Annotated in this window: 12 protein-coding genes; 8 read left to right on the forward strand and 4 right to left on the reverse strand. The window is 74.2% G+C overall.

What is annotated here, in order from left to right:
• From KPL57_RS02030 to KPL57_RS02040, 3 genes are read right to left on the reverse strand one after another with little or no spacing between them, the layout of a single operon-like run.
• Entirely contained in the window at positions 1-1,632 is a 1,632-nt protein-coding gene (locus KPL57_RS02030) for a peptide chain release factor 3 (protein ID WP_226350183.1), read from the reverse strand.
• A 9-nt stretch (positions 1,633-1,641) separates the two neighbouring features.
• Positions 1,642-2,040: a VOC family protein gene (locus KPL57_RS02035; protein WP_226350184.1), complete on the reverse strand. Its 399-nt coding sequence runs from the start codon at positions 2,038-2,040 to the stop codon at positions 1,642-1,644.
• A gap of 3 nt (positions 2,041-2,043) precedes the next feature.
• Positions 2,044-2,427 (reverse strand): ankyrin repeat domain-containing protein, encoded by a 384-nt coding sequence (locus KPL57_RS02040; RefSeq protein ID WP_226350185.1) that lies wholly within the window; start codon positions 2,425-2,427, stop codon positions 2,044-2,046.
• Positions 2,428-2,535: 108 nt separating this feature from the next.
• On the opposite strand from KPL57_RS02040, the gene ligA reads away from it, so the two are divergent.
• Together ligA and KPL57_RS02050 are read left to right on the forward strand one after the other, a co-directional pair.
• Positions 2,536-4,989, forward strand: a complete 2,454-nt coding sequence (gene ligA, locus KPL57_RS02045) for an NAD-dependent DNA ligase LigA (RefSeq protein ID WP_264197652.1) — start codon at positions 2,536-2,538, stop codon at positions 4,987-4,989.
• A 239-nt stretch (positions 4,990-5,228) separates the two neighbouring features.
• A complete protein-coding gene (locus KPL57_RS02050; RefSeq protein WP_062397181.1) occupies positions 5,229-5,948 on the forward strand; it encodes a 3-keto-5-aminohexanoate cleavage protein in 720 nt (239 codons plus the stop codon).
• 40 nt (positions 5,949-5,988) lie between these two features.
• Here the strand turns inward: KPL57_RS02050 and KPL57_RS02055 are convergent, their stop codons facing one another.
• Positions 5,989-6,645 (reverse strand): amino acid-binding protein, encoded by a 657-nt coding sequence (locus tag KPL57_RS02055; protein WP_073578441.1) that lies wholly within the window; start codon positions 6,643-6,645, stop codon positions 5,989-5,991.
• A 339-nt stretch (positions 6,646-6,984) separates the two neighbouring features.
• Here KPL57_RS02055 and gatC point away from each other — a divergent pair, with 339 nt between their 5' ends.
• The 6 genes from gatC (at position 6,985) to KPL57_RS02085 (ending at position 14,280) form a co-directional block, all read left to right on the forward strand.
• Positions 6,985-7,311 carry an Asp-tRNA(Asn)/Glu-tRNA(Gln) amidotransferase subunit GatC gene (gatC, locus tag KPL57_RS02060; protein WP_226350187.1) on the forward strand — a complete coding sequence of 109 codons (327 nt, stop codon included), beginning with the start codon at positions 6,985-6,987 and terminating at the stop codon, positions 7,309-7,311.
• Complete coding sequence (gatA, locus tag KPL57_RS02065; RefSeq protein ID WP_226350188.1) at positions 7,308-8,816, forward strand: Asp-tRNA(Asn)/Glu-tRNA(Gln) amidotransferase subunit GatA; 1,509 nt, start codon at positions 7,308-7,310, stop codon at positions 8,814-8,816. The genes gatC and gatA overlap by 4 nt, the downstream gene beginning before the upstream one ends.
• Positions 8,813-10,315 carry an Asp-tRNA(Asn)/Glu-tRNA(Gln) amidotransferase subunit GatB gene (gene gatB / locus KPL57_RS02070; protein WP_226350189.1) on the forward strand — a complete coding sequence of 501 codons (1,503 nt, stop codon included), beginning with the start codon at positions 8,813-8,815 and terminating at the stop codon, positions 10,313-10,315. The genes gatA and gatB overlap by 4 nt, the downstream gene beginning before the upstream one ends.
• Positions 10,316-10,382: 67 nt before the next feature.
• A complete protein-coding gene (locus KPL57_RS02075) occupies positions 10,383-11,546 on the forward strand; it encodes an ROK family transcriptional regulator (RefSeq protein WP_226350190.1) in 1,164 nt (387 codons plus the stop codon).
• 157 nt (positions 11,547-11,703) lie between these two features.
• A complete protein-coding gene (locus KPL57_RS02080) occupies positions 11,704-12,657 on the forward strand; it encodes a LysR family transcriptional regulator (RefSeq protein WP_226350191.1) in 954 nt (317 codons plus the stop codon).
• A 222-nt stretch (positions 12,658-12,879) separates the two neighbouring features.
• Positions 12,880-14,280 carry an MFS transporter gene (locus KPL57_RS02085; protein WP_226350192.1) on the forward strand — a complete coding sequence of 467 codons (1,401 nt, stop codon included), beginning with the start codon at positions 12,880-12,882 and terminating at the stop codon, positions 14,278-14,280.

Genomic DNA, 14,280 nt, shown 5'->3' on the forward strand with positions numbered 1-14,280 from the left:
TCAGGAGATCGAGGACCCGGCGGGCATGGCCTCGAACCGCATGTCCGGGAACTTGCGCTGGATGATGTCCATCCGCCACTTGTTGGTGAACAGCGCGAGGTGCTCGCCGTCGGCGTCGCGGCGCAGGACCTCGCACTCGGACTGCCCGGCCAGCTTCTCGACCGCCTCGGCGTCGACCAGGCGCGCGATCTGGTACGGCAGCCGGTCGAGGGTGACCGGGGCGTTGAACTCGGTCTCCAGGCGCGTGGTGACGACGTCGAACTGCAGTGGCCCGACCGCCGCCAGCACCGGCGCCTGGTCACCGCGCAGGTCCGAGCGCAGGATCTGGATGACCGCCTCGTTGCCGAGCTGCTCGATCCCCTTGCGGAACTGCTTGTACTTGCCCGCGTCCTTCGCGCGGATCACCGCGAAGTGCTCGGGGGCGAACGCCGGGATCGAGGGGAACTCGACCGGGTCGGCGGCGAAGAGGGTGTCGCCGGGGCGCAGGGCGGTGGCGTTGACCAGGCCGACGATGTCGCCGGGGAAGGCCTCCTCGACGGTCCTGCGCTCGGCGCCGAACACCGACTGGGCGTACTTGGTGGCGAAGGGCTTTCCGGTCGCGGCGTGGGTGAGCACCATGCCGCGCTCGAACCGGCCCGAGCAGATCCGCAGGAACGCCATCCGGTCGCGGTGCGCCTTGTCCATGCCGGCCTGGACCTTGAAGATCAGTCCGGAGGTGGGCGCCTCGAGCGGGCGGTCGTCGCCCTTCACGTCTGGGCGGGGGGCGGGCGGCGGGGCCAGGTCGACCAGCGAGTCGAGCAGCCGGGCGACGCCGATGTTCGACAGCGCCGACCCGAACAGCACCGGGGTGGCCTTGCCGGAGCGGAAGCCCTCCTCGTCGAACCCGGCGCCGATCTCGTCGAGCAGGCCCAGCTCGTCCTGCGCGTTCTGCCAGTACTCCGGCTCCTGCGCGGCGATCGTCTCGGCGTCGACGACCTGCGCGGTGGCCTTGGTCGCGCCGCCCGCGGCGCGGGTGAATGCGGTGTACTCGCCGGTGGTGCGCTCGATGAGCCCCTTGAACTGGCCGGCGATGCCCAGCGGCCAGGTCAGCGGCATCGGGCGCAGTCCGATGGTCTGCTCGACCTCGTCGAGCAGCTCCAGGGCCTCGCGGCCGGGCCGGTCCCACTTGTTGACGAAGGTGACGATCGGGACGCCGCGCGAGCGGCAGACGTCGAAGAGCTTGAGGGTCTGCGGCTCGAGGCCCTTCGCGGCGTCGAGCAGCATCACCGCGGCGTCGACGGCGGCGAGCACCCGGTAGGTGTCCTCGGAGAAGTCACCGTGGCCGGGGGTGTCGAGCAGGTTGATCACGCAGTCGCGGTAGGCGAACTGCAGCACCGCCGAGGACACCGAGATGCCGCGGGCGCGCTCCATCTCCATCCAGTCCGAGGTGACGCCCTTGCGGCCGGACTTGCCGTGCACCGCACCGGCGGAGTCGATGACCTCCGCGTGCAGCGCCAGCGCCTCGGTCAGCGTCGACTTGCCCGCGTCGGGGTGGGAGATCACCGCGAACGTCCGCCGGCGGGCGGTCTCGCCGACGACGCGTGCGTCGGTGGCGGATCCGGGCTGCCGGGCGTCGCTCTCGGTGGTGCTCACACCCGCATTCTAGGCGCCGCCACCGACAGTCCCCGACGACGGCGCCCGGCTCAGGTCGACCACGCAGAACACGTTGCCGTCGGGGTCGGCGAGGACGACGAAGTCGGGCTCGGCGGGGTAGCCGTCCCAGGCCGGCCGGGTCGCGCCCAGCGATCTCAGCCGCGCCACCTCGGCGTCCTGCTCGCCGGTGGTGTCGACCAGGAGGTCCAGGTGGAGCCGGGGCCGCGGCTCGGGCGGCGACGCGCTGTGCATCAGGCCGAGCACCCGGTCGCCGCCGGGGCCGGTCAGGGTGCGCCAGGACGGGCTCGACCACTCGTCGGAGACGCGCAGGTGCAGCGCGGCGGTCCAGAACGCGGCGGCACGGTCGAGGTCGGCGACGCCGACGACCGGGAACCCGAGCCGCAGCACGGCTCAGGCCCCCGCTTCCAGCAGGGCCCGCATGTCGGGCAGGTCGAAGTGCTCGACGGTCGCCCACGCCGACGGGCTGCCGTGGTGCGGGTCGGCGCCCGCGGCGAGCAGTGCGGTCACCGACGGCGCCGACCGGGCGAACAGCGCGGCGGCGAGCGCGGTCTGGCCGCGGTCGTTGGTGTGGTCCGGCTCCGCGCCGCGGGCCAGCAGGTCGGCGACGACGGCGTCGTGGCCGTAGTAGGCGGCGAGGATCAGCAGGGTGTCGCCCTTGGGATCGGTCAGGCCGACCGGGACGCCGGCGTCGAGGTAGGCGCCCAGGTGCTCCGCCGCGCCCTCGCGGGCGAGGTCGAACATCCGGTGCGCGAGTTCCACGGCCGCCTGGTCCACCCCCACCACGGTAGGGGCACCGCGGCCGCCGCGCCGGGCCGCCGGACCCGGCCCGCCACCCGTCCGGGAGCCCTCGGCGACGGGTGGCTGTCGGGGGTCGCCGCTAACCTGCGCGTCGTGAGTTCCCAGTCCGACGCCCCGCAGGCCCGCGAGCGCCACGCGCAGCTGGCGGCCGAGGTGGCCGACCACCAGTTCCGGTACTACGTGCTGGACGCGCCGGTCGTCTCCGACGGCCAGTTCGACGAGCTGTGGCACGAGCTGCTCGCCCTGGAGGAGGCACACCCCGAGCTGGTCACGCCGGACTCGCCGAGCCAGCGCGTCGGCGGCACGTTCTCCACCGACTTCACCGCGTACGACCACCTCGAGCGGATGCTGTCGCTGGACAACGCCTTCTCGCCCGACGACCTGCGCACCTGGCAGGAGCGGGTGACGAAGGAGGTCGGCGAGGACCTCCACTACCTGTGCGAGCTCAAGATCGACGGGCTCGCGGTGAACCTGCTCTACACCGACGGGCGGCTCACCCGCGCCCTGACCCGCGGCGACGGGCGCACCGGCGAGGACATCACGCTCAACATGCGCACCCTCGCCGAGGTGCCCGAGCAGCTCACCGGCACCGACGAGTTCCCGGTGCCGGGGCTCGTCGAGGTCCGGGGCGAGGTCTACTTCCGGCTGGAGGACTTCGAGCGGCTCAACGCCTCGCTGGTCGAGGCGGGCAAGGAGCCGTTCGCGAACCCCCGCAACACCGCGGCCGGCTCGCTGCGCCAGAAGGACCCGCGGGTCACCGGCTCGCGCAACCTGCGGCTGATCTGCCACGGCCTGGGCAGGCGGGAGGGGTTCACCCCCGACACCCAGTCCCACGCCTACGACGCGCTGGTCGCCTGGGGCCTCCCGGTCTCCCCGCGCACGACCGTGCTGCAGGGCATCGGACGAGTGATCGAGTACGTCGAGCACTGGGGCGAGCACCGGCACGACGTCGAGCACGAGATCGACGGCGTGGTCGTGAAGGTCGACGAGGTGGCGCTCCAGCGCAGGCTCGGCGCGACCTCCCGGTTCCCGCGCTGGGCGATCGCCTACAAGTACCCGCCGGAGCAGGCCACCACGCGGCTGCTCGACATCCGGGTCAACGTCGGGCGTACCGGCCGGGTCACCCCGTTCGCGGTGATGGAGCCGGTGAAGGTCGCCGGGTCCACGGTCGAGATGGCGACCCTGCACAACGCCGACGAGGTGCGCCGCAAGGGCGTGCTGATCGGCGACCGGGTGGTCATCCGCAAGGCGGGCGACGTGATCCCCGAGGTGCTGGGACCGGTGGCCGACGTGCGCGACGGCTCCGAGCGCGAGTTCGTGATGCCGACGCACTGTCCCGAGTGTGGCACCGCGCTGGTGCAGCAGAAGGCGGGCGACGTCGACCGGCGCTGCCCGAACGCCCGCTCCTGCCCGGCGCAGCTGCGGGAGCGGCTGTTCCACGTCGCGGGCCGCGGCGCGTTCGACATCGAGGGGCTCGGCTACGAGGCCGCCGTGGCGCTGCTGACCTCGGGCGTGCTGACCGACGAGGGCGACGTGTTCGCCCTGACCGAGGACGACCTGCTGCGGACCGAGCTGTTCCGCAACCAGAAGGGCGAACTGACGGTCAACGGCCGCAAGCTGCTCACGAACCTGGAGGCGGCGAAGGACCGGCCGCTGTGGCGGGTGCTGGTGGGACTGTCGATCCGCCACGTCGGGCCGACCGCCGCGCAGGCGCTGGGCCGTGAGTTCGGTTCGATGGAGGCCCTGGAACGCGCCGCGGCGCAGGCGAAGATGGACACCGAGGCGGCCGGGGTCGCGATCGTCTCCGACGGGACGGCGGGTGAGGACGACGCCGCGGCCGAGGCCGCGGCGCCGACGGCCGAGGGCGCCGCCGCCGAGGCGGCCGGCGACGTCGAGACCGCGGAGGCGGAGGCTGCGGCCACCGCCAAGGCGGCGGACTCCCCGCAGGCCGCGGACTCCCCGCAAGCCGTGGACGACGCCGCGGGCGCGGACGGCGCCGAGGGCGTGGACGGCGCGGAGAACGCCGACGAGAACGCCGACGAGGCGGACGCCGCGGCCGTCGAGGCCGCGAAGCAGGAGCGGGCGGCCGCGCGCGCCCGGGCGAAGGCCGTGGCCGAGGCGCTCGCCCCGATCGCCGGGGTCGACGGCGTCGGCCCGACCATCGCGGCGGCGGTGCGGGACTGGTTCTCCGTCGACTGGCACCGCGAGGTCGTGCAGAAGTGGCGGGCGGCGGGCGTCGCGATGGAGGACGAGGTCGACGACTCGGTGCCCCGCTTCCTGGAGGGCCTCTCGATCGTGATCACCGGCTCGATGGAGAACTGGTCCCGCGACGAGGCCAAGGAGGCGATCATGGCCCGCGGCGGGCGCGCGGCCGGGTCGGTGTCGAAGAAGACGGCGTTCGTCGTCGCGGGGGAGGCACCCGGCTCGAAGTACGACAAGGCCGTCGAGCTCGGGGTGCCTGTGCTGGACGAGGCCGGGTTCTCGGTCCTGCTCGACCGCGGTCCCGACGCGGCGCGCGAGCAGGCCGCCGACGCCTGACCGCCGGTCCGGGCACCCGGCCGGTCCGTCCCGTCCGGCGACTCGGCGTGCGCCACGCCGACGGTGAGCGACCGCTCACCGGGCGTGTTCGACGTCCGGCGCGGCCCGGCGGCCGGACGTCGACGTCCCCCGGGCGCGCCCGCGCCCGGCCGCGGGCCGCGGTCGATCACCGCCTACTCTCGGTTGCACGGCGGGGTCCTCCCGGCGGGAGGACGACCACTCGGATCGGGGAACACACGGTGTTGCAGGCGGCGCTCAACGGCTCACGACCGGCGGACGCGCACCCGGCGCTGCCGACCCTGGCCCGCCATCTCGCCCGCGACGCCCGGGCCGTCGCCCGGCTCGGCGTCACCTCGGTGCACGTGCACCCGCGCGACGACAGCGGTGCCGAGTCGATCGAGCCCGCCGTGGTCGGCGACGTCGTGTCGCTGATCCGCCAGGAGGCCCCGGGCATCGAGATCGGCGTCCCGACCGGGCGCTGGATCCAGCCCGACCCGAAGGACCGCGTCGAGACCGTCCTGTCCTGGGGCCGGCTCGGCTCCGGCAAGCCCGACGTGTGCGGCGTCAACGTGCACGAGCTCGGCTGGACCGAGGTCTGCCACGCCGCGTGGTCGGTCGGCATCGCCGTCGAGCTCGGCGTCTGGACCAGCGGCGACGCCGTCACCCTCCGCCAGAACGGGCTGCCCCCGGGTACTCGGCGGGTGATCGCGGAGTCGACGGTGATCGACCCGGAGACCGCCGTCGCCGAGGGCATCCGGATCCTGCGCGCGCTCGGTCAGCCCCCCGTCCCCGTGCTGCTGCACGGCGAGGAGGAGGGCGCCTGGCCGGTGCTGGAGTACGCGACCCGGGTCAACATCGACACCCGGATCGGCTTCGAGGACGTCCTGGTGCGCCCCGACGGCTGGCTCGCGACCGGCAACGACGACCTCGTCCGCACCGCCCTGTCGATCCGGGTCTGACCGGGCCGCCCGCCGCGGTCACGGCGGGCGGCAGCGGCGGTCAGGCCTTCAGCACCGTCGCGACGATCCCCGCGAGGTGCGCCAGCCGCGCGAGCTCCGACGGCCGGAACACCGGCCCGCCCGGCCGCCCGACCACCAGCGTCTTCGGCGGCACCCCGGTCCCGAACGGCGCGGCGGCCAGCTCGGTGTCCATCGCCCGCCAGGGCTCGGGGACCCAGTGGCTCTCGTCGAGGGCGATCGCCCGGTCCAGCGGCAGCCAGGGCAGGTCCCCGGACCGGGTCTCGGGCGCCGCGGAGCTCTCCGCGATCCGGTAGGAGCGGCCGTGCTCGCTGACCGCGACCAGCGCCCAGCCGGCGCGGAACAGCCGCGGCACCTCGGCGGCGAGCAGGTCGAGCCCGTGGGCGTGGTCGCCGGCGATCTCGTCGAGCAGCTCCAGCTCGCGGTGGGTGTCCAGCTGCCCGGTGTGCGGGCGCACCGACTCCACCGACACCCCGGGCACCGACTCGGCGGCGGTGATGAGCACGTCCGGCGGCCGGTTGGTCGGCAGCTCGACGGCGATGTCGTCGACCGCCTGGCCGTCGCCGCGCTCCACGACGTCCACGCTGAGGATGTCCGCCCCGGCCCCGCCGAGGGCGGAGGCGACGGCGCCGAGATTGCCGGGCTTGTCCGGGAGGACGACCCGGAGCAGGAACGACACGGAGTGGATCCTCTCCCTCGACAGCGGGCGCCTCGTCGGCACGCGTGTGCACCGCACCGGAGCGGCGGGGAGCGGTTCCGGGCGGGAACGATGATCCTGCCACCCGCGGGCCCGTCGGTCACCCGCCACCCGCAGCGGGCTGTGCGCGCCCGGTCACCGGGGGGCGATCGGCCGGTGGACCGGCGGGAATAGACTCGGGCAGGTAGACCGGCGCGCGCGGGAGCGACCGGGTCGTGTCGGCAGCCGGACCGGCGGTCGCACCGTCGTCGCCGCTGCCACGGCACCGTCGCGACCGTCCACCCGCCGTCGTCATCATCGGACACCATCCCGAGGAGGGGCATGACCGCCGATTCCGCGGAGCGGACGGGCGGGGTCATCACCCGGGACGAGGTCGCACACCTCGCCCGGCTGGCCCGCCTGGCCGTCACCGACTCCGAGCTGGACACCTTCGCGTCGCAGCTCGACGTGATCATCGGGTCGGTGGCCCGGGTCGGGGAGGTCGCCGCCGACGACATCCCGCCGACCTCGCACGCCGTCCCGCTGGAGAACGTCTTCCGCCCGGACGAGCGCCGCCCCGGCCTCGACCAGGCGCAGGCGCTCGCCGGCGCCCCGGCCGCCGAGGACGGGCGCTTCCGCGTCCCGCGGATCCTGGGGGAGGAGCAGTGAGCGACCTGATCCGGCTGACCGCCGCCGAGCTCGCCGAGAAGATCCACTCCCGTGAGGTCTCCGCCGTGGAGGCCGCGCAGGCCCACCTCGACCGGATCGCCGCCGTCGACGGCGAGGTGCACGCGTTCCTGCACGTCGGCGCCGAGTCCGCGCTGGCGAGCGCCGCGCTGGTCGACGAGCGGATCGCCGCGGGCGAGGCACCGGAGTCCCCGCTGGCCGGGGTGCCGCTGGCGCTCAAGGACGTGTTCACCACCTCGGACATGCCCACCACCTGCGGCTCGCGGATCCTCGAGGGCTGGCAGCCGCCCTACGACGCGACGGTCACCGCGCGCCTGCGCGCCGCCGGGATCACGATCCTGGGCAAGACCAACATGGACGAGTTCGCGATGGGCTCGTCCACCGAGCACTCCGCGTACGGCGTCACCCGCAACCCGTGGGACACCACCCGGGTGCCGGGCGGCTCCGGCGGCGGTTCGGCGGCGGCGCTGGCCGCGTTCGAGGCGCCGCTGGCGATCGGCACCGACACCGGTGGCTCGATCCGCCAGCCCGCCGCGTTCACCGGCACCGTCGGCGTCAAGCCCACCTACGGCCAGGTCTCCCGCTACGGGCTGGTCGCCTGCGCGTCGTCGCTGGACCAGGGCGGGCCGTGCGCGCGCACCGTGCTGGACGCGGCGCTGCTGCACGAGGTCATCGGCGGTCACGACCCGCGCGACTCGACCTCGATCGACCGGCCGGTCCCGGCCGTGGTCGAGGCCGCGCGCCAGGGTGCGACCGGTGACCTGTCGGGGCTGAAGGTCGGCGTCGTGCGCGAGCTGGGGGGCGAGGGCTACCAGCCCGGCGTCCGGTCGGCGTTCGACGCGTCGCTGCGCAGCCTGGAGAAGCTGGGCGCGGAGATCGTCGAGGTCTCCTGCCCGCACTTCGAGTACGGCATGGCCGCGTACTACCTGATCCTGCCGAGCGAGGTGTCGTCGAACCTCGCCCGGTTCGACGCCATGCGCTACGGCCTGCGCGCGGCCGAGGGCCGCTCCGCGGAGGAGGTCATGGCCAACACCCGCGAGCAGGGCTTCGGGCCCGAGGTCAAGCGGCGGATCATGCTCGGCACCTACGCGCTGTCCAGCGGCTACTACGACGCCTACTACGGCCAGGCGCAGAAGGTCCGCACGCTGATCAGCCGGGACTTCGACGCGGCCTTCGCCCAGGCCGACGTGCTCGTGTCGCCGACCGCGCCGACCGTGCCGTTCCCGATCGGGGACAAGGTCGACGACCCGCTGGCCATGTACCTGAACGACCTGGCCACCATCCCGACCAACCTGGCCGGGGTGGCCGGCATGTCGGTGCCCAACGGGATCTCCGAGGGGCTCCCGACCGGTCTGCAGATCATGGCCCCCGCGCTCGGCGAGGCCGTCATGTACCGCGTCGGGGCGGCGTTCGAGGCCGCCCGCGACGCCGACGAGGGCGGTCCGCTGATCGCCCGTGTCCCGGAGGTTGCAGGGGTGAGGGCATGACCACGTCCGTGGAGCTCGTCGACTTCGACGACGTCGTCGCCCGGTACGACCCGGTGCTGGGCATCGAGGTGCACGTCGAGCTGTCGACGAACACCAAGATGTTCTGCGGCTGCCCGACGGAGTTCGGCGCCGAGCCGAACACCCAGGTCTGCCCGGTCTGCCTGGGCCTGCCCGGCGCGCTGCCGGTGGTCAACCGGGCCGCGGTGGAGTCGGCGATCCGGATCGGCCTGGCGCTGAACTGCTCGATCGCGCCGTGGGGCCGGTTCGCCCGGAAGAACTACTTCTACCCGGACATGCCGAAGAACTTCCAGACCTCCCAGTACGACGAGCCGATCGCCGTCGACGGGTTCCTGGACCTGACCCTGGACGACGGCGAGGTCGTCCGGATCGGCATCGAGCGCGCGCACATGGAGGAGGACACCGGCAAGTCGCTGCACGTGGGCGGCTCCGACGGTCGCATCCACGGCGCGGACCACTCGCTGCTCGACTACAACCGGGCGGGCGTCCCGCTGATCGAGATCGTCACGAAGATGATCCCGGACACCGGGGCCCGCGCCCCGGAGGTGGCCCGCGCCTACGTCACCGCGCTGCGCGACCTGATCCAGTCCCTGGGCGTCTCCGACGTCCGGATGGACCAGGGCTCGATGCGTGCCGACGTGAACCTGTCGCTGTCGCCGAAGGGCGGCGCGCTGGGCACCCGCACCGAGACGAAGAACGTCAACTCGCTGCGGTCGGTCGAGCGTGCGGTCCGGCACGAGATGGGCCGGCAGGCGGGCGTCCTCGACGCCGGCGGCGAGATCGTCCAGGAGACCCGGCACTTCGACGAGTCCACCGGCCACACCCGCGCCGGGCGGCGCAAGGAGACCTCGGAGGACTACCGGTACTTCCCGGAGCCCGACCTGGTCCCGATCGCGCCGTCGGCCGAGTGGGTCGAGGAGCTGCGCGGCACCCTGCCCGAGCTGCCGTGGGAGCGCCGCAAGCGCATCCAGACCGAGTGGGGCATCTCCGACGAGGAGATCCGCGACCTGGTCAACGGCGGCGCGCTGGAGCTGGTCGAGGCCACCGTCGCGGCGGGTGCGCCGTCGCAGGAGGCCCGCTCGTGGTGGGTGTCCTACCTCGCCCAGCAGGCCAACACCCGCTCCGTCGAGCTCGCCGACCTCGCGATCACGCCGGAGCAGGTCGCCCGGGTGATCGAGCTCGTCGCCACCGGGGAGCTGACCAACAAGCTCGCCCGCCAGGTCGTCGACGGCGTGCTCGACGGCGAGGGCGGCCCGGACGAGGTCGTCGCGGCCCGCGGGCTGAAGGTCGTCTCCGACGAGGGCGCGCTGATCGCCGCCGTCGACGCGGCGCTGGCCGAGCAGCCCGACGTCGCGGAGAAGATCCGTGGCGGCAAGGTCCAGGCGGCCGGGGCGATCGTCGGTGCGGTCATGAAGGCGACGAAGGGCCAGGCCGACGCCAAGCGGGTCCGCGAGCTGATCGTCGAGCGGGTCGGGGCCTGACCTGACCGGGGCCCGGGCCCGCCGGGGCGCGAACCTGCCCCGGATCGGCGACTTCAACCAGGCGGTCGTGCTGGACGCGCTGCGGCGCGCCCGGCACGACCTGTCCCGGGCGGAGCTGTCCACGGCCACCGGGCTGTCCGCACAGTCGATCACCAACATCGTCCGCAGGCTGGTCGAACGCGGCCTGGTCGACGAGCGGGAACCGGTCGGGTCGCAGGGGCGCGGCCGGCCGGCCGCGTCGCTGCGGCTGGACCCGGCGGGCAGCTACGCCGTCGGGGTGCACGTCGACCCGACGGTGACCGCGGTCGTCCTGGTCGACCTCACCGCGGCGGTCGTGGCCGCCCGCCGCACCGTCGCCGCGTCGGCGACGACGCCGGACGAGCTGGTCACCGCGGTCGCGGCCGCGGTGACCGAGGTGACCGCGGGGGTGCCGCCCGACCGGGTGCTCGGCGTGGGCATCGCGACGCCCGGCCCGGTGGACACCGGCGCCGGCGTCGTGGTCGGTGCGCCGCTGCTGCCCGGCTGGGACCGGGTCGCGCTGCGGTCCCTGGTCCGGGACGCGACCGGGCTGCCGGTGGTGATGCACAAGGACACCGCCGCAGCCGCGGTCGGGGAGCTGTGGCACGACCTCGACCCGGCCGACTTCGTGTTCCTCTACCTGGGCACCGGGCTCGGCGCCGGGTTCGTGGTGGGCGGGGAGCTGCTGCCGGGCAGCACCGACAACGCCGGCGAGATCGGGCACCTCATGGTGGCGCCGGACGGGCCGCCCTGCCCGTGCGGCCAGCCCGGCTGCGTCGGCCCGTCGGGCATGCCCCGCACCCTGGTGGCCGAGGCCGCCGCGGCCGGGGTGCTCGACCCGCTGCCGCACGACGCCACCGACCGCCGGGTGGACGCCGCGTTCAGCACGCTCTGCGCGCGGGCCGCCGACGACCCGGTCGCGCACGGCATCCTCGCCCGCAGCGCCGGGCGGATCGCCCGCGCCGCGGTCACCCTGTGCAACGCGCTTGACGTCGGCGCCGTCGTCCTCGGCGGGCCGGCGTGGTCGCGGACCGCGCCGGTGTTCCTGCCGATCGTGCGCGACGTCGTCACCGCCACCACCGAGGCCCGGCGGGTGCACGAGGTCGACGTGCGCGGCAGCGCCCTCGGCGACGACGCCGCCGTCGTCGGCGCCGCCTGTCTCGTGCTCGAACACGCCTTCTCCGCGCGCCCGGCGACGCTGCTCATCCGTTGACCACCGGCCGCGGGTGTCGCATCGGTCCCGGCGGGGCTCGCGGGGTGTTGCATCGATTGTGCCGATCCTCCCTGCCCGGGAGACTCCGGGCACGGGATCCGTGGTCACGGTCGGAGCCCGGGACGGGAGGGGTCATGTCGGTGTCGGACCGGGCGTCGTGAGCCGCCGGCCGGACGTCACGCTCACCCAGCTGCGCTACTTCGTCGAGGCCGCGTCGACGTTGAGCATGACGCGTGCCGCGGAGGAGCTCCGCGTCGCGCAGTCGGCGGTCTCGGCGTCGATCGCCCAGCTGGAGAAGCAGGTCGGGACCCCGCTGTTCCTGCGCAGGCACGCCCGCGGGCTCGTGCTGACCGCGGCCGGCGAGGCGTTCCTGCGCGACGTGCGCGGGCTGCTCGACCACCTCGGCGAGGTGCTGGACGCGGCACGCGGCCGCGGGGACGAGGTCCGGGGCCGGATCACGCTGGCCTGCATGGTCACCCTCGTCCCGTTCCTGCTGCCGTCGCTGCTCGCCGAGCTGAGCGAGCACTGCCCGGGGCTGGCGGTCGAGGTGCTGGAGCTCGAGGCGGCCGCGGTGAGCGCCGCGCTGCGCAGCGGCACCGTCGAGGTCGCCGTCACCTACGACCTGGGGCTCGGGCCGGGGGTGACCCGCGAGGTGGTCGCGCACGCCCCGCCGTACGTGATCCTCCCGCCGGGGCACCGGCTGGCCGGCGCGGCGCAGGTGCGCCTGATCGACCTGGCCGACGAGCCGATGGTGCTGCTGGACCTGCCGCACAGCCGGGAGTACTTCCGCGACGTGCTGGCCACGGCCGGGGTGACCCCGCCGGTCGCGTACCGCTCGCACAGCGTGGAGGCCGTCCGCGGGATGGTCGCGCGCGGGCTCGGCTTCTCGGTGCTCAACCAGCGGCCCACGCACGGCGACACCTACACCGGGGGCACGGTCGAGAGCCGGCCGATCGCCGACGACGTCCCGGCGCTGTCGGTCGTCGTCGCCTGGATGGAGTCGGCGCGCCGGACGGCCCGCGCCCGCGCCGTCACCGACGCCGCCCGTGAGGTCGCCCACCGGCACCGGGTGGCGGCCGGTGACCCGTCGGTGGACGACGGCGACGACTGAGCCCTCCACCGGCGCTGGTCACGCGGCCGTGACAGGGGTGATACACGGACGCAACTGCATCGATCGAACCGATGCAGCGGACCGTATTTCACTGTTTGATCGACTTTCCCTCCGTTGCCTAGCGTCGTCCCCCACGCGGCCGTGGATGTTCCCGCCGCTGCTCACGGCCCGTGTTCCCCCGGGTTCCGGCCGTGGTCCACGACGAGACCCGCTGGGGGATCCGTGTCCGAACCCACCGCCCGCTCCGCGGCCGAGGCCGCGCTCGACGCCGCCGGCCGGCCCGACCCGGCCACCATGCGCCGCAGCGTCGTCGCCGGCGCCGTCGGCGTCTTCGTCCACTGGTTCGACTGGGCCGTCTACGCCTACCTGGCCACGACCCTGGCCGTGGTGTTCTTCCCCGCGGAGAACCACGTCGCCGGCGTCCTGTCGGTGTTCGCGGTGTTCGCGGTCTCGTTCGGGATCCGGCCGATCGGCGCGCTGGTGTTCGGTCCGCTCGGCGACCGCATCGGGCGGCGCCGCACGCTGTCGATCGTCATCGTGATCATGTCGGTGGCGACGCTGGCGATCGGCCTGCTCCCCGGCTACGCGACGATCGGCATCGCCGCCCCGATCCTGCTGGTCGCGATCCGGCTGGTGCAGGGCTTCGCCGCCGGTGGCGAGTTCGGCAGCGCGGCGAGCTTCCTCGCCGAGTCCGCACCGCGGCGCCGCCGCGGGTTCGGGACGAGCTGGCTCGAGGTCGGCGCGCTGCTCGGCTTCCTCGGCGGCTCGTTCACCTTCTACCTGCTCTCGGTGTCGCTGACCGCGGAGGAGATCACCGCCTGGGGCTGGCGGATCCCGTTCCTGATCGCCGCGCCGATGGGCGTCATCGGGTACGTCATCCGGGCGAAGATCGAGGACACCCCGGAGTACCGGGCGCTGGAGGCGACCGACTCGGTCTCTCGCCGCCCCGCGCGGGAGCTGTTCCGCAGCAACTGGCGCCAGCTGCTGCAGGTCGCCGGGCTGATGACGATGATGCACGTCCTGTTCTACTCGGTGCTGACCTACCTGGTGACCTACCAGACCGACCACCTGGGCCACTCGGCCGAGAGCGCGGCGCTGCTGTCGACCTGCGCGTCGCTGCTCGGACTGGTCCTGGTGCCGGTGTTCGGCAGGCTGTCGGACCGGACCGGCCGCAAGCCGGTGCTGGTGACGGCCGCGGTCGTCCTGCTGGTGACGGCGACGCCGGCCTACCTGCTGATGCAGACCGGCATGGTCGGCACCGTGGTCGCCGCGCTCGGCCTGGCGGTGATCCTCTCGGCGATCCTCGGGACCTACGCGGTGTGGTCGGTCGAGACCCTCCCGACCCGCACCCGCCAGGGCGGTCTGTCCATCGCCTACAACGTCAGCGCCGCGCTGTTCGCCGGCACGGTCCCGTTCCTCATGACCGTGCTCATCGCGACCACCGGGAGCCTGCTCGTCCCCGGCCCGTACCTGATGGCCGCCGCGGCGATCGGTCTCGTCGCCGCCCTGAGCATGCGCGAGACGGCCGGGACGAGCCTGCTGCACGACCAGGACCTCGCGGGCCTGCCCGCACCGACGCCGGCCGCGCAGCCGGCACCCGTCGCGGACCGGGTCGGCTCGTGA

The organism is Pseudonocardia sp. ICBG601, from assembly GCF_020496245.1.

What these genes read in the sequence shown, in the direction of transcription:
- gatB (WP_226350189.1), top strand. Translation starts at nt 8,813, where the DNA reads ATGACCACGTCCGTGGAGCTCGTCGACTTCGACGACGTCGTCGCCCGG.
- gatC (WP_226350187.1), top strand. Translation starts at nt 6,985, where the DNA reads ATGACCGCCGATTCCGCGGAGCGGACGGGCGGGGTCATCACCCGGGAC.